The following is a 21,148-nucleotide window of genomic DNA, read 5'->3' on the forward strand; positions in this document are numbered from 1 at the left end:
GAGTTTAATGATGAAAACACCTAATTTTATACATGAAAAAACCAGCCAGGTAAGCCTGACTGGTTAATATATTTTTATTCTAAAATCTGTCAACCTATTTTAGGACGACTCAAAGAAAGTGTTTCGTTTCATAGCGGCGATCAATGATTCCGCTTCGCTGATTTTTATTTTCCTTGAAAAGGAATCAATATGATTTTTATGGTGAATGTCAGAACCGGTAAAATCTATCATGTCATTTTTAAAAAGCTTGTCGACTGTTTTGGTAACGGGTTCTCCATAGTAACCTACAGTAGATAACAGGTTCGCCTGAAAATGACAACCGGCTTTTTTTAATTTTTTATAAGCATCAAAATTGTTGTGGTAAAAATTATAACGTTCCGGATGGGCTAAAACAGGTTTGTAACCCGCTACCTGCAATTCAAACAATATATCAAACAATTGAATTGGCGGATTGATATAGGACATTTCCACTAAAACATAATTGTCTTTTAAGGTTAGTAGCGGTTCTCTCCCGAATAATTTCAGAAATGTATCGTCTATCATGTATTCCGAGGCAGCCCGTAAATTTAGTTCACCGGTTAGATCCGGGAGCTGCGTTTTAACAGCTGCAAGCTTTTCGGTTATACCCTCTTTGGTATTATCCCATATACCGGAGCAGGTATGGGGAGTTGTAATCATGTTGCTAAATCCGAATTCTTTACAGGAATTTAGTAAAAACAAAGTGTCATCTATTGTTTTTGCACCATCATCAATACCATAAAGGATGTGGGAATGAATGTCGGTATAGCCTTGAGGAATAAGCTCTTTTAAAAGCGGTTTTGATTTAAAAAATGATAACATGTGACAAAGATAATTAAAATTAAAAAGAAATTTATTAAGGTTAGAAAAACGAGATAACGAAACGGGAATAAGTAGCGTTAATTCTATGGTTACATCGTTTTCCGGTTCTTAATTTTACTATATTTGACAGCGTCTAAATTTATAGATAAGTTTGTAAGCAATTAACAATATAATTAGCAATAATAATCTTTTGAAAGATATAATTCTAAAAGCCGAACATATCTCCAAACAATACCGGTTAGGAACGGTTGGCACAGGAACAATAAGCCATGATTTAAACAGATGGTGGCATAAAATGAGAGGGAAAGAGGATCCGTATCTTAAAGTTGGCGATATAAATGACAGGTCCAGTAAAGGAACTAGTGATTATGTCTGGGCATTGCACGACATTAGTTTTGAGGTAGAGCGGGGAGAAGTATTGGGTGTTATTGGAAAGAATGGTGCCGGAAAATCGACTTTGTTAAAAATTTTATCCCGGGTTACTGCTCCGACAACCGGAGTTATTAAAACCAAAGGAAGAATTGCTTCCTTGCTGGAAGTAGGAACAGGCTTTCATCCTGAGATGACCGGTAGGGAAAATATTTATCTCAACGGTTCAATTTTGGGAATGACAAAAAAAGAAATCAGCTCTAAACTGGATGAAATTATTGCTTTCAGCGGTTGCGAGCGTTATATCGATACACCGGTAAAACGCTATAGTAGCGGGATGACAGTGCGATTAGCGTTTGCTGTTGCGGCTCATTTAGAACCGGAAATCTTGGTCGTTGATGAAGTGCTTGCTGTAGGTGATGCCGAATTTCAAAAAAAGGCAATTGGCAAGATGCAGGATATTTCCAAAGGAGAGGGAAGAACAGTACTGTTTGTGAGCCATAATATGGCGGCTGTAAAAAGTCTTTGTACCAAAGGAATCGTGATGGAACATGGAAGAGTAGTTTTTCAGGGAAATATAGATGATTGTATCGACGAATATTTAAAAGAGTCGAACAGTAGTGCAAGCAAAAAATGGGAGGACAATTATCCTGGTTCTGATTTTATACGACTACACAAAGCTGAGGTGCTTAATTCAAATGAAGAGGTTGCCTTGAATCATATAATTTCAAATGCGGTAAGGATTCGGTTTACCTATGAAATTTTAGCGGAAAACCAACTTTTTACGCATGGTTTTAACCTGTTCAACAATCAAAACATACATATTCTAAGTTCACACGATAAAGATTCAGATACCCTGTCAAAACCGTTATCAAAAGGGATGCATACAAAGACAATAATCATACCCAGCAATTTTTTGACAGAAGGAGGATATTCCTGTAGTTTTGCAATCATGCGTTACAGTCCGTTTCATGTTGAATTTCACGAAATGGATGTTGTTGGATTTAATATAATTGATGAAATGGGAGAAAATACAGCCAGAGGAAATTATTCTGGAAGATTCCCTGGAATTGTAAGGCCGTTATTAAAATGGGAATAAAAAAAATGAAAAAAAAATGGTCCGGTGAACGCCTGGAAACATTCATATACGGTAGAGATGCTGTCGATCATTTACACCGGTATGGCATTGCGTTATCGTTTATAAAAGATAAAACGGTATTGGATATTGCATGCGGTGAAGGTTACGGGACGAATTTAATGGGAAATAGCGCATCGTTTGTTTATGGTGTAGACATTGACCCGGATACTATTGAAGCAGCAAAACGAAAGTATACAAAAGGAAATATTCAATATAAAACGGGAAATACGAGTGCAATTCCGCTTGAAGACAATAGTGTCGACGTTGTCATCAGTTTTGAAACAATAGAACATCATGACCAGCATGATGAAATGCTTAAAGAGATCAAACGTGTCCTAAAACCGGGAGGAATTGTCATGATCTCCACTCCGGATAAGCTGTATTATACCGATGAAAGAAATTTCAAGAATGAATTTCATATAAAAGAATTGTATAAAAAAGAATTTAAAGACTTACTGTCAAAATATTTTACAAATCAACAGCTTCTCACACAACGTTATATTAATGGCAATTCTTTAATAGTAGATGAGGAATGTGATGAGAATGTTTTTATCAGGGGCGATTTTTCAAGTGTAAAACAAATAGCTGTTTTTCCGCTATATCTGGTTGCAATTGTATCGGATTCTTCTTTTCAAAAACAAGGTTTTTCTATTTTTGACGGAACAGACATCATCAAAAAGGAACTTGAAAACCGTGATCAGAAAATTTACCAGTCGAATACTTATAAATTAGGACATACGTTATTATTGCCGGCAAAAATGCTGAAAAAGATCTATAAAAAATGCTTGCGATAGTAATTCCATATTATAAGATTGCTTTTTTTGAAGAAACCCTGCGCTCTTTAGCGAATCAAACAGATCACCGGTTTAAAGTTTATATAGGGAATGATGCCAGTCCGGAAGATCCGTCAGTATTATTAAAAAAGTTTGAGGATAAGATTGATTACAGTTATCATTATTTTGAAGAAAATCTAGGTAGTGTTTCATTGGTAAAACAATGGCAGCGCTGTATCGGTTTAGTTGAGAATGAAGAATGGATAATGATTTTAGGAGATGATGATTTTTTAGAAGGCAATGCTGTTGAAACATGGTATTCTGATTATCAGTATTTTAAAAGTCATACGAATGTAGTCCGATTTGCTTCAAAAGTAATATATGAAGAAACCAAAATAATTTCGGAAGCCTTTGTACATCCGGTATGGGAAAAAGCATCAGACTTTTATTATCGAAAATTTACTGGCAAAACCAGAAGTTCGCTGTCTGAATATATCTTTACAAGAAAAGTCTATGATGTCTACGGATTTCATGATTATCCCTTAGCATGGCATAGTGATGATAAGGCCTGGATAGAGTATTCGGAGAAAATGCAGATATATACCATTAATGATAGCTGTATTTATGTTAGGATGTCAAATGAAAATATCTCAGGAAAAAAAAACAATATGCTGCAAAAGAAAAAAGCAGCAGAAATGTTTTTGGGAGATCTAATAACGGACAACTTATGCCAATTCGAAAAGAGCCAGAGACTGGAATTTTTATTGGAGTATGAAAAAACAATAAAAGACCAAAGAAAATTGAGTATAAAAGAATGGTCTTCTTTAATGTACTTATATGCCGTCAATTTTAAACCAATTCCCTTTCTGAAATTTATCAGACGTCTATTCATAGGAATCTTTAGCAGATGAAACCATTAGTATCAATTATAATTCCAACATATAACAGAGCCGGTATTATCGGGGAAACATTGGAGAGCATAATAAAACAGTCTTTTTCCGATTGGGAGTGTATTATTGTTGATGACGGCTCTACAGATAGTACCGAAGCGGTTGTAAAGGAATACACAGAAAAAGATTCCAGATTTAAATATTATCGAAGACCTCATGAAATAATCAAAGGAGCAAACTCTTGCAGAAATTATGGCTTTAAGAAAAGTGCAGGAAAATATATAAATTGGTTTGACAGTGATGATTTGTACCTGCCAACAGCTCTAAATACAGCTGTTGGAGCCTTTTTAGAGAATACAGCTGTTGTGGTTTGCAAATTGGAGTTTATAGATTTAATTACAAAATCAAAAATTAAAGAGAGCAACATATTATCCACAAAGGTATTGGAAGACTATTATTTGGGTAAAATTACCTTCTATATCTCCGGGCCGTTTTGGAAAAGGAGCTTTTTAAAAAATCAAAAAGAACTTTTTGATGAACAGATAAGCAATCTGGATGATTGGGACTTCAATTTAAGAATGCTATATCAGGAACCGGATATAAATTATGTAAATCAGCCACTAATACAATATCGTATTCATGAAAATTCTCTTTCTCATGAAATTGGAAAACTAAATTTTGCTGAAATAAAATCCGATTTAAATACAAGAGAGAAGCATTTCAGGCTTAATAAGGCAAGCAATAAAATAGAAACAGGTATTATAAGGAAAGATATAAGAAATAAGTATAAATATTTCTTAAGAGCCATGTTAGTCAGCAATACGGATAATACAGGCTATATGCTAAGGCAATTGTTGTTTAATGAATTAAAACTTTATAATTTTAAAGGGATAATCAAAAACGTATTGGGATATTCATCGTATAAATTATTTAAAAAAGGATATAGATTCCTGCGCTAAAATAAATGTAATTAAAATGAAAATACTTTTTATAGCGATGCCTTCGATCCACTTTATAAGATGGGTAGAAAATTTAAAAAATACTGATTTTGAATTATATTGGTTCGATGTTTTAGATCGTGGGGCACTAAAAGGTATCGGGAATGTCAGGCAATTTTGTGATTGGAAGCGAAGAAAACTTCCTTATATAAAAGGGGAATATTATATCTCAAAAAAAATGCCTGCAGTTTATGAATGGCTGTCGCCTTTTCTGATGACAACGGTTAATGAGCAGTTGGAAAAGATCATTAAAGAGATTAATCCGGATGTTGTACACAGTTTTGAAATGCAGGGATGTAGCTATCCGATACTCCAGACAATGAATAAATATCCCCGGATAAAATGGATATATTCGTGTTGGGGAAATGATATTTACTACTATCGCAATTTTAAAGAGCACAATAAAAAAATCCGGGAAGTACTAAACAGAGTAAACTTTATGCATGCCGATTGCGGAAGAGATGCTGTCTTAGCAGCACAAATGGGATTTGCAGGAAAAGATTTAGGAGTTATTCCTACCGGAGGCGGATTCCGTCTTGCAACATTGGAAAAATATAAACAACCGGTTACACAAAGAAAAATAATCCTTGTAAAAGGCTATCAGCATATTTTTGGCAGAGCTTTGAATGTTGTAAAAGCATTGGAGGGAATGCCAAAGGAAACAGAAGGTTTTGAAATTGTTGTTTTTGGAGCGCATCCTGTTGTTGCAGACTATATAGCGCAACAAAAATTGCCATTTTCGGTATATGGACGCCATGATTTAGAACACCAGCAAACGTTGGAGCTAATGGGTAAATCATTGATTTATATCGGTAACAATATTTCAGACGGGATGCCAAACACCTTGTTAGAAGCGATAATCATGGGAGCCTATCCTATTCAGTCAAATCCCGGCGGCGCTTCTGCAGAAATAATAAACAATGGTGTAAACGGATTACTGATTGAAAACCCGGAAGATATTGAAAATATCAGGGAATTAATAATAGTAGCGTTGAAAGAAAAGGAGATGATGGAAGAAGTATATGAAATCAATAAAGAAATCGCTAAGCAGCAACTGGATTATGAAAGCAACACAAAAAAGATAATAGAAGTATATAAAAGTGTTCAGGCTTCTTAATTGTGTGAAAAATGAGGGTTCAATTTTTAGCAATTCTTAAAGAGTAAAGACTTTTAAAAATAAAACTATGCGGGTAGGATTTAATCCACACAAAGATATAAAACAACAAAAATCTGACTATTTTCATCAGGTTATAGTTCCTGTGCATATTCCTGATCAGGAAGGTTATTTCAGAGATAGTCTGACAATATTTAAATATTGTATGGAATCTATGCTATTGACCTGCCATAGTAAAACGTATTTTACCATTGTCAATAACGGAAGTTGTAAAGAAGTGGTAGCATTCTTGGACGGATTGTTTAATGACAATAAAATACACGAACTTATTCACTGTTCCGGTATTGGCAAATTAAATGCCGTCTTAAAAGGAATTTCCGGGCATAATTTTCAATTAGTAACCATTGCTGATTCGGATGTTTTATTTTTGAATAACTGGCAGCAGGAAACCTACGCCGTTTTTGAAGCTTTCCCTAAGGCGGGAACAGTTTGTCCAACTCCTTCGGCAAAATCTTTTAAAACATATACTGCTAACATCTGGGTTGAACTGTTTTTTTCAAAATCACTGTACTTTACTCCGGTGAAGAACCCTAAAGCACTACAGGATTTTGCCGCGAGTATTGGGAATCCTGATTTTTATCATAAGTGTCATTTAGAAAAATATTTAACAGTAACGGACAACAATTTTCAGGCAGTGGTGGGAGCAGGTCATTTTTTTGCTACCTACAGGGGAACTGTTTTTGAAAAGTTGAATCAAAGATATTCTGACTATATGCTGGGTGGTGATAGTGAAAAAGAAATTTTGGACATTCCGGTAATAAAGAAAGGATTTTGGAGATTGTCAACACTGGATAATTTTGCCTGTCATATGGGAAATGTCAAAGAAGATTGGATGCAGGATAGGCTAAAGCAGATAAAACCAAACGATTATAATCCAGAAAGTGAATTAATTTTAAATAAAATAAATACTACAAAATTAGGTTACTGGATAAAAAGCAAAATGTTTTCCAAATTCTTTTTAAGAAAAGAAATACTAATTTGGTGTTTGAAATATAAAGGACTTTCAAAAGAAACGGCAGGCGAATATTTGAAGTAATTTTGTGAAATTAATTAGAAATAGTACTAATTTGTAACTGAATTGAAAAATGAAAAAAATGATTAAAGAATCATTTGGAAAGGTAATTTTAGGCTTTAATAAAAAAGCGAGAAGTTTATACATATCCGTATTAAAAATTTCTAATAAATCAGACTATAAAAGATGGAGTAATACAGAATCTCTTTTCTCAGCATGGGATGAGCGAACAAAATTACTGTCTGAAAATATTTTACCGGATAGTACTGTGTTTGAATTTGGAGCTGCAAAACTGGTGTTGAAAACATATTTGCCGGAAAATTGTAAATACCTGCATTCCGACATTGTTTCCAGAGATAAGGATACAATCGTAATAGATTTGAATAAAGAGCTTCCTGTACTTCCACAGTCAGATTATACTGTATTCAGTGGTGTTTTGGAATATGTAAATGATGTTGAAAATGTTTTAGCGCATTGCTCTGGATTTACGAATGTGATTCTTTTTTCCTATGCAACGGTTGATGTTTTTTCAAATATTGAAACACGACGTTTTAACGGTTGGGTAAGTGACTTGTCACAAAAGGATATTGAAAAAATAGCCCTTAAGTTACAAATGGAACTGAAAGTTATTACACATTGGAAGTCTCAGACTTTATATATGATGACAAAAAAATAAGATGAATTCAATTACTATTCTCTATCCATATCGTAACCGGGAAGTAAAACGGATCAGGCGTTCGCTGAATTCGTTGGCGCAACAGTCCGTAAAAAATTTCACGGTAAAGTTTATAGACTATGGATCAGACGAAAAAAAAGCCGAAGCGATAAGAACTTTGGTCGCTGCGTATGATTTTGCATCTTATGAATACCTGTATACAAAAGATCAGCCCTGGAATAAATGCAAGGCGCTGAATTTTGCCATAAAAAAAGTAACATCCGGATATTGTTTTGTGGCAGATGTAGATATGATTTTCCACTCGCGGTTTACGGAAATCCTGGAGCAGCAGTTTGATCAAAGTTGTGCGACCTATTTTCAGGTAGGTTTCCTTTCGGAACAGGAAACGGATAAAGACGTTGCTTTTGAAACCTATACCGTGAACTTTAAAAGTACTGAAGAAGCTACGGGAATGACACTTTTTCCGGTTGCTGCTATAAAAGAAATAAATGGATTTGATGAGTTTTTCCATTTTTGGGGAGCAGAAGATACAGATATCCACAATCGTCTCAAAAATGCGGGATATCGCGTGAAATATTATGATGAAAAACTTTTAATGTTGCATCAGTGGCATCCGAATTACAGAAAAAGAGAAACCAGAACATTAAATCCGGCAGAACTGCAGTTATCCGGAATTGTAGAAATAAACAAACAGCATTTGCTTAATAATTTGAGTAATAATGTTACAAAAGTAAATGAGGATGGTTGGGGAAATAGTATGTCCGAAGAAACACTGGATGAGCTGGAATCTTTTCCGGTAACCACACTTTTTGATGAGAAAACGTTGATTGATTATTTCCTTTATCAGCAGCTCCCTAATACAAAAAAAAACATTGTTGCTGTTGAGGTCAAACGGAATCCGATACAACACACACTAAAATATAAACTTAAAAAAGCTTTAAGGAAAAAAGTGCCGGAATTTTACAATCTTAAAGAAATTAATGATCAATTCCTTTTACAGATCGTTACATCTTATCATACAAAACCCTACATTTATCGGGTCAAAGAGAAAAGCATTCTCTTTAAGATGAAAACCGGATACAATAGTAATTCTGATTGATTTATGCCTAAGAATGAAAATATTAGACTTTTTTGGTGGAGCGAAATCCAATTAGCCAATAAGAAAAAAGAAAACTATGGTGATCTTGTAGGTAAATATCTTGTCGAAAAGATTTCCGGAAAAAAAGTGATTTGGATACATCCGAAAAAACGGCCAGTATTGGAAACGTTCAGGACAATATATTTTACAGCAGGTAGTATTTTAGCTCAGGTTAATGGTAAATGTATTGTTTGGGGAAGCGGAATCGTGTCAAAAGAATATAAAATAAAAAAAGCGGTTTTTTTAGCCGTACGGGGACCGCAAACCCGCAAACATTTGTTGGCACAGGGCTATGATGTTCCTGAAATTTATGGTGATCCGGCCCTTTTACTTCCAAAATTTTATAATCCGGAGCGGAAAATAAAATATGATTTGGGAATAATACCGCATTATAAAGATTATAATTTGGTTACAGCAATGTATAAGGATCAGGAAAACGTTCTTATAATTGACCTGATGACGAATGACATAGAACATGTTACCGGTTTGATTTTGCAATGCAGCAGGATTATATCTTCCTCATTACACGGTGTTATTGTGTCACAGGCATACAATATTCCGGCGGTCTGGGTAAAGTTTTCGGAAAATATTTTCGGAGATGGAATTAAATACCAGGATTATTTTGAATCGGTAGGGATAAAAAACTATTTCCCGAAATTCCTGTCAGTGGTCCAAAGCGATACTCAGATCAATGAAATTTTCCGTTCAGCAGAATCAATTGCAGCAACAGGAAAAATAAAAGAATTGCAAGATAATTTAATGGGCGTTTGTCCTTTTAAATAATATTTTATGACAAAAGTAATTTTGATATCCCAATTGCCGTTACCCTATTCCAGAATTGGAAGCTGGACTACTTTGTATCAGAATTATTTTAATGAGAATGACACAATTGATTATATCATTTGTGAACAGCCTGATAGCCCGTTTAAGCACACACAATATGAAATTGTCAACCGTACATTTGCGGTTAAGCTAAAAGAGAAGTACTATAAGAACAATTATATAGGATATTTAGAGGCACTTGAAAAAATCTTAATAACAGGAGATAAATGTATTCTTCAGATAGTAGATAACTTTGGAATTATAAAACCACTGCAGGAATTTCTGAAATTGAAAAACAAAAGACATCAATGTTATATTCAGTTTTTCTACCATGGATTTGCGCCGTTTTACGGTAATCTTGACAGTAGGAGTTTCTATGAATTTATTGATGAAATGGTACTGCTAACGGAAGACTCCTATAAAGCCCATAAAGAATATTACACCATTTTGCCAACCCGTTTTTCGGTACTTCATAATGGTGTCGATACAAGAAAATTTCACACACTTTCAAAGGAAGAAAAACAACTTGGGAAAGAACAATTTGGAGTAGCCGGTAAAAAAGTATTTGTCTGGTGTTCCCAGGACCGTCCTAAAAAAGGACTGCATATTGTACTGGATGCCTGGAAAAGAGTAATCGAAAAAAGAAAAGATATCGCGTTGTGGGTTATTGGAACCGAACCGAAAGAAGCCATGGAAGGCGTTCGTTATTTTGGGAGAATTCCCAATGACGAATTGGCAAAATACCTGCAGCTGTCGGATTGTTATTTATTCCCGACATTATGGCACGAAGGTTTTGGACTGAGTCTTATAGAAGCCCTGCATTGCGGTAATTACTGTATTGCTTCGGCAAATGGAGGAGTTCCGGAAGTGTTGCAATACGGTAAATTCGGAAAACTGATTACGAAACCAAATTTTGTTTCGGAATGGGAAAATGCAATTTTAGAATATACAGACGATTCTCAAAAGAACAATTTGTTTGATCCGGAATTATATACGACAAAAAGCTGGAATGCCGGAATGAACTCAATAATTACATCTGCTAAAAAAAGCATATCCTAATGAAGACAATTGTGATAATTCCAGCCAGAGGAGGTTCAAAAAGATTACCGGAAAAGAATATAAAACTTCTTGATGGCAAACCGCTGATTGTACACTCAATTGCGTATGCAAAAGCACATAACAATAGTGTTGACGGCATTTTTGTCTCCACCGATGATGAAAAAATAAAACAGGTAGCTTTAGCCAATAATGCAATTGTAATTGACAGACCGGAATCGCTGTCCGGAGATTTTGAACCCACAGTATCTGCTTTAAAACATGTACTGGAAAGTATTGAAGAAAAACCGGAGATTGTAATTCTTTTACAACCTACAAATCCATTACGACCGAAAGAACTGCTGGATAAAGCATTGGATATTTTTTTTAAAAATAACTGCGACAGCCTGTTTACAGTGACCCGTAACGAACAGAAACTGGGAAAGATCAATGCACATAGATTTGTACCGTTCAATTATGAGATAGGGCAAAGAAGCCAGGATCTGGAACCGCTGTATTTTGAAAACGGATTGCTGTATATAACCAGGGCACAACTGATTTTAGAAGAAAACAAGATTATTAGTGAAAAGGCATATCCGATGATAGTGGAGCATCCTTTTGCGGCTATCGATATCGATACTCAGGATGATTTTGAATATGCATCATATTTACAACAAAAATACAAAGAACAATAGCATGAACCCATATATAGAAATAGCAGGTAGAAAAATAGGACAGGATTTTCCGCCTTTAGTAATAGCCGAAATAGGAATCAATCATGAAGGTTCCTTACAAACAGCAAAAGAAATGGTCGATGCCGCCCACAGAGCAGGGGTGGAAGTGGTAAAACACCAGACCCATATTGTTGCGGACGAGATGAGTGGTGCGGCAAAAAAAGTGATACCCGGAAATGCCGATGTTTCAATCTATGAAATTATGGAACGTTGTGCCTTAAATGAAGCAGAAGAGCTGGAGCTTAAAAAGTATGTGGAAAGTAAAGGAATGATTTTTATTTCCACACCGTTTTCAAGAGCTGCCGCCGAAAGACTGAAGAAATTTGACATACCGGCCTATAAGATCGGATCGGGCGAATGTAATAATTATCCGCTGCTGGAACATATCGCTTCTTTTGGGAAACCGGTAATTCTAAGCACCGGAATGAATACGATAGAAAGTATTCAGAAAGCAGTAGCCATTTTTGATAAACACAACGTGCCGGTAGCTTTACTGCACACCACAAATTTATACCCGACTCCGATACATTTAGTACGTTTCGGTGCGATGATGGAAATGCACAAGGCTTTCCCGGATAAAGTATTCGGATTAAGCGACCATACCTTAAACAACAATGCCTGTCTGGGAGCAGTTGCACTGGGAGCGTCCATTTTGGAAAGACATTTCACAGACCACATGAACCGGACCGGACCGGATATCGTGTGCAGTATGGACGAACAAAACTGCCATAACCTGATTGCTGATGCGGCAGAAATGGCGTTGATGCGGGGAGGAACAAAAAAACCGGCAGCAGAAGAGCAGGTCACTATCGATTTTGCCTTTGCAACCGTATGCAGTATTGCGCCTATACAAAAAGGAACAATCTTTACAAAAGACAATATATGGGTAAAACGTCCCGGAACAGGTAAGATATTAGCGGAACATTTTGATAATATCATCGGTAAAAAAGCAAGTCGTGACATCGAAAACGATGCACAGCTGGTTTGGGAAGATATCGTATAATATAGCGGAATCATGAAGAAAATTGTATTTCTGACCGGTACAAGAGCCGACTTTGGTAAAATTAAATCACTGATCCGGATACTGGAAAAGCATGAACATTTTACACCTTACATTTTTGTCACCGGCATGCACCTGCAGCAGGAATACGGATATACCTTAATTGAAATTGAACGTTGTGGTTTCTGTAATATACATGCCTTTGAAAACCATACGCATGAAACAACCATGGACCTCACGCTCGCTAAAACGATTGAAGGATTATCGGCCTATGTGAAAAGTGTAACGCCCGATATGATCATCATTCACGGCGACCGGGTGGAAGCACTGGCAGGCGCCATTGTGGGCTCACTAAACAATATTCTGGTGGCGCATATTGAAGGTGGTGAAGTTTCCGGTACGATTGATGAATTGATCCGGCATTCCACCAGTAAAATGAGCCATGTGCATTTTGTATCCAATGAAACAGCCAAAAAAAGACTGATCCAGATGGGAGAATTATCAGAATCTGTATTTACAATCGGATCACCGGACGTAGACATAATGTTCTCCGACCAGCTTCCGGACCTGGAAACAGCAAAACAATACTATGCTATCGATTTTGATGCGTATGCCGTCGCCATGTTTCATCCCATCACAACAGAATTTAAAAATATGGAAGAGTATGCCAACGATTTCGTGGCAACTTTATTAGCAGACAAACACAATTTTGTGGTTATTTATCCCAATAACGATCTGGGTAGTGCGGCCATATTGAAAGCCTACAAACAATTGGAAGGAAATCCCCGTTTTCGTGTTTTCCCATCCCTTCGCTTTGAGTATTTTTTAACCTTATTAAAAAATGCCCGCTTTATTATAGGAAACAGCAGTGCCGGAATCAGGGAAGCACCTTACTACGGATTGCCGATTATCAATATTGGCAGCCGCCAAAAGAACAGATCCGTCAATACAGATATCATAAACGTTGATTATACCAAAGAAGCAATACTAAATGCGTTACAGGAAATTGAAAAGCATGAAGTAAAAAACAGCTATACTGATTTCGGAACAGGAAATAGTGCGACATTATTTTTAGAATCCTTGGAGAATAGTGATATTTGGGAATTAAATCATCAGAAACAGTTTAGAGATATATAACTGAAAAAAGATTCAGCTAAATGCCAAACAATAAGATTTTTATATTGCTGCCGGATGGTATCGGATTGCGTAATTTCGCCTATTCTAAATTTTATGAACTGGGAATCACGCAGGGATATGACGTGGTTTTCTGGAACAATACCCCGTTTCAGTTATCGGATTTGGGTTTTAAGGACATTCCGATACAAAATCCGAAAACAAACAAGCAGACAGAAATATATAAAAATGCACGGAAACAAATCGAGCTGAATCTCAATAAAAAGAAATTTCAGGATGCGGTTTACGATACCTATCGTTTTCCGTATGCCTATAAAAATATAAAAACAGCGGCAAAAAGTATACTGACGCAATTATTGGCTGTTAGTCATACGTCGGAAAAAGGATTGCAGAAAGTCCGGAATAAAATTAAGGAACAGGAAAAGAAAACGACTTATTTTCAGGAATGTCTGGCCGTTTTGAAAAGAGAACAGCCGGCTATGGTTTTTTGTACCAATCAACGGCCGCTATTGGCAATTGCCCCGCTATTGGCTGCTCAGGAATTAGGAATTCCTACGGCAACCTTTATTTTTTCCTGGGATAATTTACCCAAAGCTACGATGGTAGTGGAAACCGATTCCTATTTTGTGTGGAGTGAACACATGAAAGAAGAACTGTTGCAATATTATCCATATATAAAAGCAGAAAATATTCATATAACCGGAACACCGCAATTTGAATCCCATTATGAAACCGGTAGACTGGTTGCAAAAGAAACCTTTTTTAAACAGAATGGTTTGGATATAACCAGGCGTTACATCTGTTATTCCGGTGACGATGTGACCACCTGTCCCGATGATCCGCAATATCTAGACGATGTAGCGGCGGCAGTAAAACAAATGAATGAAGAAGGAGATGCCATTGGTATTTTATTCCGCAGGTGTCCGGTCGATTTTTCCGATCGGTTTGACAGCGTACTGACGCAATACAAAGACATCATTGTTCCGGTCAATCCGAAATGGGAGAAAAAAGGCGGCATGTGGAATACAATCCTGCCAACTCCGGAAGATGTAGACCTGCAAATGAATACCATCGCCCATACGGATATGGTTATTAACCTGGGCTCTTCAATGGTGTTTGATTATGCGGCACATGGAAAACCGTGCGCTTACATTAATTATGACGTTAAACATAAACGGATAGAAGACTGGTCCGTAAAAAAAATATACAACTATATTCACTTCCGATCAATGCCGGTTAAAGAATCGGTTATCTGGCTTGATAACAAGGAAGAAATTAAAACGAAAATACAAAAAGCTTTGGCAGAAGGAAACCGACAGATAACCGAAGCAAAAGAATGGTTTCATATTATTAACCAGCAACCTTTTCAAAAAGCATCTGTCCGAATTTGGGAAGCAATCCATAAAATAATTAATTAAAATATGTTTTTTAACTCTTTATCGTATGCGATTTTTCTTCCTGTAGTTTTTTGCCTGTACTGGTTTGTTTTTAGCGCCTCAAAGAAAGCCCAGAATACCCTATTGATTATCGCCAGTTATTACTTCTATTCCTGTTGGGACTGGAGATTTCTGTTTCTGCTTATCTTTTCAACAGGGTTGGATTACTTTACAGCATTGAAGATTGAAAACAGCATCTCAAAAACCGAAAAGAAAACCTGGTTCTGGATTAGCGTTGGAGCAAATTTAGGCTTTTTAGGAATTTTCAAATACTACGACTTTTTTGCTATATCCTTTTCGAAATTTATAGAAGGTTTTGGATTTCAGGTCAATCCGCTGCTGCTGAATTTAATTTTACCGGTGGGGATTTCATTCTATACCTTTCACGGACTGTCCTATATAATCGATATCTATAAAGAAAGAATAAAGGCAGAGCGGAATTTTATAGACTACGCCCTTTTTGTAAGCTATTTTCCTTTATTGGTTGCCGGCCCTATCGAAAGAGCTACCCATTTATTGCCACAGGTTAAAGTGAAAAGGAACTTTGATCTTCAGTTGGCAAAAGAAGGAATACACCAGATTCTATGGGGACTGATAAAAAAAATAGTGATTGCAGACGGATGTGCACAATATGTAAATCTCGTTTTTGACAACTATCAGAACATGAATAGCTTATCCCTGGCATTAGGAGCGGTATATTTTGCTTTCCAGATTTACGGGGACTTTTCCGGTTATTCCGACATTGCTTTGGGAACATCCAAATTATTCGGGATTAAGCTGCTCAAAAATTTTGATTACCCCTATTTCTCAAGAGATATAGCCGAATTTTGGAGACGCTGGCATATTTCGCTTTCCTCATGGTTCAGGGATTATCTGTATATTCCGTTAGGCGGAAGTAAAGGTGGAACACTGATGAAAGTCAGAAATACATTTATTATTTTCCTGGTTAGCGGGTTCTGGCATGGAGCCAACTGGACTTTTTTAGTTTGGGGACTTTTAAATGCACTGTATTTTTTACCATTACTGCTGTCCAATAAAAACAGGACACATACAGGAAATATTGAAAGTGTAACCGTTGTGGAAGGTATTAAAGTATTCTCACAAATAGGATTGACTTTCCTGCTAACGTGCCTGGCATGGATATTTTTCAGGGCAAAAACCATAACAGAAGCATTCGGGTATATAGGCAGAATGTTCTCTAATCTGGAATTTAAACCCCAATACTTTGTCATTGAAAGATATAATTATGAATTGATTCCAATGGTTGCGCTTTTTGCCGCTTTTGAATGGTTTAACAGGTATAGGATCGAACCGGTTTCGGGTAAATACAGTTACCTAAAGATTGCAATTGGTATTGCCGTATTGCTTTTATTTGGAGTGTATAGTGAATATAAAAACTTTATTTATTTCCAGTTCTGATGAAAAGATTCCTGTTATACCTGCTCAGTATCGTAGTTGTATTCATAGCGGTGGTTTATCTGTTGGATTATACCTTTACTGCCGTATATAAAGACAGCAAACCCCGGAATAAAATTGCTTTAGCCTATAAAAGCAAACCGCAGCATTATGATGTCATTTTTCTGGGTTCGTCAAGAGCAAACAACCATTTTGTCCCGGAATTGTTTATTGATAGAGGGTATAAAGCATACAATTTTGGAATCAGCGGTTCCCGTCTTGAAGAGAGTGCGTTATTACTGAAACTATTACTGAAAAACGGCACGAAAATTAAAAATATTATTGTTGAGGTTGATTTGAATATAAACTCCAATGGATTTTCGGATGCCGTAAGAGCGGATTTTTATCCTTATTTAAAAGACTCTGAAACCATCAGGGACTATTATAGGCATAAAAATACAGACAATTTTAAAGAATTGTATTATCTGCCATATTACCGCTATCTTAAATATGATGCGAGAATCGGATTTCGGGAATTGTTTTTTAGTGCTATCGGAAAGCAATCAAAAAATTTACAGCACGATGGATTTTATGCCTTGAAAAATACGGGTAAAAATATGGAGTACGATTTATCGGAATATTCTCCAAAGAAGAATGTTGCTTATGAGTATATAAAAGACATCTGCAAATCGAATAAGATCAGGCTGATTGCCGTTACAACACCGATGTGCCGTAATGTGAAAAATATTGCTTATTTTGATGAGGTAGTAAAGCTGTACCCGGAAATTTATAATTTTGAAAATGTGGTAACAAATGATGATTGTTTTTCATCCTGTGGACACATGAATGAAAAAGGAGCCACTATCTTTACGAAATATTTGCTTGATAAATTTTTTAAATAATGCATATCGTTTTTTTAACCCCGGAATATCCACATTCAAAAGTGCTCCACAGCGCAGGAATAGGTACGAGTATTAAAAATCTTGTTGCGGCATTAGTGAAAAAGGACATCAAGGTGTCTGTGGTTGTCTATGGACAATCTGAAGATACAATAATTCAGGAAGACGGTGTTGAAATACATCTGGTAAAAAAGAGAAAATACAAATGGGCAACATGGTATTTTTACAGAAAGTACCTTCAGGACTATTTGAATGCATTGATCGTTAAAAATAAAGCAGACCTGGTTGAAGCACCGGACTGGACCGGCATCACTGCTTTTATGAACTTAAAAGCACCGTTAGTAATCCGGTTTCACGGAAGTGATACATATTTCTGCCATCTGGAAAACAGAAAACAAAAACGTAAAAACTTCTGGTTTGAGAAACTGGCAATACAAAAAGCAAAAGCGTTTATCGCACCTACTGCTTTTGCCGGAAAGTTAACGCAGCAGCTTTTTAAAATCAGGAATAAAACGATAGCAACCATCCATTACGGACTGGAAGTAGAAAAATTCAGGAATGATAATGCCATACATGAAGAAAAAGGACTGCTGCTGTATATAGGAACGGTTATTCGCAAAAAAGGAGTGCTGGAACTGCCGGATATTATGAAAAGGGTAATTGCCAAAATGCCGGAAGCAAAGCTCATCCTGATTGGGGGCGACTCTTATGATGCAGCCACCGGAACGCAGTCAACCTGGCAGCTGATGCAGGAATTGATGGATGATAATGTGAAAAACAGCATTGAGTATCTGGGCAAAGTACCTTATCAGGAAGTCCGGGATTATATCCAAAAAGCACAGGTTTGTGTGTTTCCCACTTTTGCGGAAACCTTAGGAATGGTAACTATTGAATCCATGGCCATGAAAAAAGCGGTGGTGAACAGCAATATAGGCTGGGCTCAGGAGCTCATAATAGATGGCGAAAGCGGTTATCTGGTACATCCGGGGGAACATGAAACCTTTTCGGCAAAAATTTCAGACTTATTGGAAGACGATCAGCTAAGACAAAGAATAGGATTAAAAGCAGAAGAAAGAGTCTGCACTGTTTTTAATATTGATACTATTGTGGAACAGAATATTGCGTTTTATCAAAAAACAATTGCCAAGTGATTATAATCTGTCATCATAACAACAAAGTAGAAAGTATAATCGCATACGAAAGTTCAGCGTATCTTGACGTTTGTAATGAAAGTATTGCGCAGAATATTGTCAGATTAGCCCGTTTATTTCCGGATGACTTATTATTTTGGTATCATAAAGATTGTCAGGAAGACATAAATTGGGAGGCATTGCCCGAACTGTTTAACCATAAAAAAATACTGCTTTCCTATGGAGGAACGACCAATTACATCCCTTCAGAAATAGGATATGTTGATGAAAGCCTATTTGTTAATCCCGATAAAGAAAGTGTATATCCAACCTGGCAGATGAGCAGCCTTGTTGGCGGAATTTATGGCGGAACATTAAACGCTTTGGAAGCCGATAAACTTATAGACACGAACTTTGATTATTTTTTGTGTTCTCTTGCAAAAATAGGAATGCCACACGGTTTGTTGTGCTACAATGAACCTCAGTTATTGAAAAAAATAACGAATAGGAGTAGTGGAGAGGCCGGTATTTACTCGCTGTTCAAATTTGTAAAAGAACATTACAGAGCGCGTTGGATCCTTTTATTGTTTGTGAATCTGCTAATCTATGAAAGAAGATTCCCGGTATTAGCCTGCCTGTATACCGTGTTCTTTAAAAGGAAAAAACCGGATGTAAAACAGCTGGATAAAATCCAGATGGAATTAAAGACAAAAAGTAGGGTATCACATTCTTTAGATGTTATTATTCCTACTATTGGACGAAAAGTATTTTTATACGATGTTTTAAAGGACTTGTCAAAACAGACAATAATCCCCAAAAAAGTAATTATAGTAGAACAAAACCCGCTGGAAGGCAGTACGAGTGAATTGGATTACCTTGAAAAGGAATCATGGCCTTTTCAGATCAGACACCTGTTTACCCACCGGACCGGTGCATGCAATGCCAGGAATCAGGCGTTGCAACATGTTGAACAGGAATGGGTCTTTTTTGCAGATGACGATATCCGGTTTGAAAAAGATTTTTTAGAAACGGCCTTTAAACAAATTGGAAAAACAGGAAACAGCGCTTTTACAATATGCTGTTTGCGTAAAGGAGATAAACCGGTTTCGGCCAATATCTTTCAATGGACAACCTTCGGATCCGGCTGTAGTATTGTGAAAAGAGAAGCCATTACAGATTTACGCTTTGACGATCGCTATGAACATGGTTTTGGAGAAGATGCCGATTTTGGAATGCAATTAAGAAATAAAGGTTGTGATATCCTGTATTTGCCATCGCCCGAGCTATTACATTTAAAAGCGCCCGTTGGCGGATTTAGAACGGAAGTAATGCTGGAATGGAATAACGACCGTATAAAACCAAAACCCTCGCCAACGGTAATGTTATTTAAGCTGCGTTACAATACAAAAGAACAGTTAAGAAGCTATAAAACAACCCTGTTCTTAAAATTTTATAAACATCAGGAACATAAGCATCCGGTGAAATACTGTAACAACTTTAAAAAAAGCTGGGAGCGAAGTATTTATTGGGCTAATATTTTAAGAGCGGGAAAATGAATTTTACATTAATAGTTTGTACCTATAAAAGAGCAAATCCTTTGCTGAAGCTCTTAAAATCAGTAGCGCATCAAACGCGTTATCCTGACGAGATTCTGATAATTGACGGTTCTCCGGATGAGGAGACCGAAAAGATCCTTGCAGCAAATAAATTTGAAAAGCTGCACTACTATAAAGTTCCGCCGGAGCATAGAGGACTTACGAAACAACGTAACTTTGGAATCAATAAAGTAGCAGAAAACAGTCAGGTAATTTGTTTTCTGGACGACGATACCATACTGGAAGAAAACTATTTTGAAGAATTAATCAGCATATATGCGGTATATCCCGAAGCTTTGGGCGTTGGCGGGTATATTACCAATGAAGTGAATTGGTCTGAAGTCCCGGAAAATTATAAACCGGCAAATAATGAATTCTGTTATGACGGATGGAAACGAAAAGAGGGCAGTAGGTTTATCCTGCGCAAAAAAATGGGACTGGACAGTAATGTTCCGCCTGGATTTTCTCCGGAGTTTTCACATGGAAGAAGTGTCAGTTTCTTACCGCCTTCAGGTAAGGTTTATCCGGCAGAACAACTTATGGGCGGGGTTTCCTCTTTTAAAAAAGAGATCTTTCAGAAAATCAGATTTTCCGATTATTTTGTAGGTTACGGTTTGTATGAAGATGCCGATTTTAGTTTAAGACTTTCAAAGATTGGAAAATTATATATCAATACAAAGGCACGGCTGTCGCATCATCATCATGTTTCGGGGCGTCCCAATCAGTATCAGTACGGTAAAATGGTCGTTAGAAACGGATGGTACGTCTGGCGGATAGCAAACCCCAAACCGGATCTGTTGGCAAGATTCAAATGGAATGCAATAACACTGCTGCTAATTGCGATACGATTTAGTAATATATTTACAACGAATAACAAAAAAGAAGCAACTACCGAGGTGCTGGGCAGAATAACAGGATTGTTGAGCCTGCTGGTAAAGAAACCAAAAAATAAATAATCGG

The 21,148-nt window shown here is 36.6% G+C and carries 20 protein-coding genes; 19 read left to right on the plus strand and 1 reads right to left on the minus strand.

All coding sequences use genetic code 11. The features are described from left to right. Positions 1 to 99 precede the first annotated feature (99 nt). The gene (locus BGO42_RS09650; protein ID WP_273246888.1) at positions 100 to 840 is read right to left on the minus strand and encodes a tyrosine-protein phosphatase; all 741 of its coding nucleotides are present in this window, start codon (positions 838 to 840) and stop codon (positions 100 to 102) included. Between the two features lie 190 nt (positions 841 to 1,030). Here BGO42_RS09650 and BGO42_RS09655 point away from each other — a divergent pair, with 190 nt between their 5' ends. From BGO42_RS09655 to BGO42_RS09745, 19 genes are all read left to right on the plus strand, one after another. Further along, positions 1,031 to 2,308, plus strand: a complete 1,278-nt coding sequence (locus BGO42_RS09655) for an ABC transporter ATP-binding protein (protein ID WP_273246889.1) — start codon at positions 1,031 to 1,033, stop codon at positions 2,306 to 2,308. 5 nt (positions 2,309 to 2,313) lie between these two features. Continuing rightward, positions 2,314 to 3,141: a class I SAM-dependent methyltransferase gene (locus tag BGO42_RS09660; RefSeq protein WP_273246890.1), complete on the plus strand. Its 828-nt coding sequence runs from the start codon at positions 2,314 to 2,316 to the stop codon at positions 3,139 to 3,141. Further along, a complete protein-coding gene (locus tag BGO42_RS09665; RefSeq protein ID WP_273246891.1) occupies positions 3,129 to 4,031 on the plus strand; it encodes a glycosyltransferase in 903 nt (300 codons plus the stop codon). The genes BGO42_RS09660 and BGO42_RS09665 overlap by 13 nt, the downstream gene beginning before the upstream one ends. Then, a complete protein-coding gene (locus BGO42_RS09670; RefSeq protein ID WP_273246892.1) occupies positions 4,028 to 4,969 on the plus strand; it encodes a glycosyltransferase family 2 protein in 942 nt (313 codons plus the stop codon). Before BGO42_RS09665 ends, BGO42_RS09670 begins: the two co-directional genes overlap by 4 nt. A 16-nt stretch (positions 4,970 to 4,985) precedes the next feature. After that, positions 4,986 to 6,125: a glycosyltransferase gene (locus BGO42_RS09675; RefSeq protein WP_273246893.1), complete on the plus strand. Its 1,140-nt coding sequence runs from the start codon at positions 4,986 to 4,988 to the stop codon at positions 6,123 to 6,125. A 67-nt stretch (positions 6,126 to 6,192) separates the two neighbouring features. Further along, complete coding sequence (locus BGO42_RS09680; protein ID WP_273246894.1) at positions 6,193 to 7,218, plus strand: glycosyltransferase family 2 protein; 1,026 nt, start codon at positions 6,193 to 6,195, stop codon at positions 7,216 to 7,218. Between the two features lie 58 nt (positions 7,219 to 7,276). Beyond that, entirely contained in the window at positions 7,277 to 7,870 is a 594-nt protein-coding gene (locus BGO42_RS09685) for a hypothetical protein (protein ID WP_273246895.1), read from the plus strand. A 1-nt stretch (position 7,871) separates the two neighbouring features. Further along, entirely contained in the window at positions 7,872 to 8,969 is a 1,098-nt protein-coding gene (locus BGO42_RS09690) for a glycosyltransferase family 2 protein (protein ID WP_273246896.1), read from the plus strand. 3 nt (positions 8,970 to 8,972) lie between these two features. Further along, positions 8,973 to 9,791 carry a polysaccharide pyruvyl transferase family protein gene (locus BGO42_RS09695; protein WP_273246897.1) on the plus strand — a complete coding sequence of 273 codons (819 nt, stop codon included), beginning with the start codon at positions 8,973 to 8,975 and terminating at the stop codon, positions 9,789 to 9,791. 6 nt (positions 9,792 to 9,797) lie between these two features. Then, positions 9,798 to 10,889, plus strand: a complete 1,092-nt coding sequence (locus tag BGO42_RS09700) for a glycosyltransferase family 4 protein (protein ID WP_273246898.1) — start codon at positions 9,798 to 9,800, stop codon at positions 10,887 to 10,889. Continuing rightward, entirely contained in the window at positions 10,889 to 11,560 is a 672-nt protein-coding gene (locus tag BGO42_RS09705; protein WP_273246899.1) for an acylneuraminate cytidylyltransferase family protein, read from the plus strand. Before BGO42_RS09700 ends, BGO42_RS09705 begins: the two co-directional genes overlap by 1 nt. Before the next feature lies 1 nt (position 11,561). Further along, positions 11,562 to 12,602 (plus strand): N-acetylneuraminate synthase, encoded by a 1,041-nt coding sequence (neuB, locus tag BGO42_RS09710; protein WP_273246900.1) that lies wholly within the window; start codon positions 11,562 to 11,564, stop codon positions 12,600 to 12,602. A gap of 12 nt (positions 12,603 to 12,614) precedes the next feature. After that, a complete protein-coding gene (gene neuC / locus BGO42_RS09715) occupies positions 12,615 to 13,736 on the plus strand; it encodes a UDP-N-acetylglucosamine 2-epimerase (protein WP_273246901.1) in 1,122 nt (373 codons plus the stop codon). Between the two features lie 20 nt (positions 13,737 to 13,756). Further along, complete coding sequence (locus BGO42_RS09720; RefSeq protein WP_273246902.1) at positions 13,757 to 15,151, plus strand: UDP-glycosyltransferase; 1,395 nt, start codon at positions 13,757 to 13,759, stop codon at positions 15,149 to 15,151. A 3-nt stretch (positions 15,152 to 15,154) separates the two neighbouring features. Then, positions 15,155 to 16,588, plus strand: coding sequence for an MBOAT family O-acyltransferase (locus BGO42_RS09725; protein ID WP_273246903.1), 1,434 nt, complete (start codon positions 15,155 to 15,157; stop codon positions 16,586 to 16,588). Next, the gene (locus tag BGO42_RS09730) at positions 16,588 to 17,466 is read left to right on the plus strand and encodes a hypothetical protein (protein WP_273246904.1); all 879 of its coding nucleotides are present in this window, start codon (positions 16,588 to 16,590) and stop codon (positions 17,464 to 17,466) included. The genes BGO42_RS09725 and BGO42_RS09730 overlap by 1 nt, the downstream gene beginning before the upstream one ends. Further along, the gene (locus BGO42_RS09735) at positions 17,466 to 18,614 is read left to right on the plus strand and encodes a glycosyltransferase family 4 protein (protein WP_273246905.1); all 1,149 of its coding nucleotides are present in this window, start codon (positions 17,466 to 17,468) and stop codon (positions 18,612 to 18,614) included. The genes BGO42_RS09730 and BGO42_RS09735 overlap by 1 nt, the downstream gene beginning before the upstream one ends. Beyond that, positions 18,611 to 20,149 (plus strand): glycosyltransferase family 2 protein, encoded by a 1,539-nt coding sequence (locus BGO42_RS09740; RefSeq protein ID WP_273246906.1) that lies wholly within the window; start codon positions 18,611 to 18,613, stop codon positions 20,147 to 20,149. Before BGO42_RS09735 ends, BGO42_RS09740 begins: the two co-directional genes overlap by 4 nt. Then, positions 20,146 to 21,144: a glycosyltransferase family 2 protein gene (locus tag BGO42_RS09745; protein WP_273246907.1), complete on the plus strand. Its 999-nt coding sequence runs from the start codon at positions 20,146 to 20,148 to the stop codon at positions 21,142 to 21,144. The genes BGO42_RS09740 and BGO42_RS09745 overlap by 4 nt, the downstream gene beginning before the upstream one ends. Positions 21,145 to 21,148 lie beyond the last annotated feature (4 nt).

Origin of the sequence: Flavobacterium sp. 40-81, assembly GCF_001898245.1 — a bacterium.
GTDB classification, from domain to species: Bacteria; Bacteroidota; Bacteroidia; order Flavobacteriales; family Flavobacteriaceae; genus Flavobacterium; species Flavobacterium inviolabile.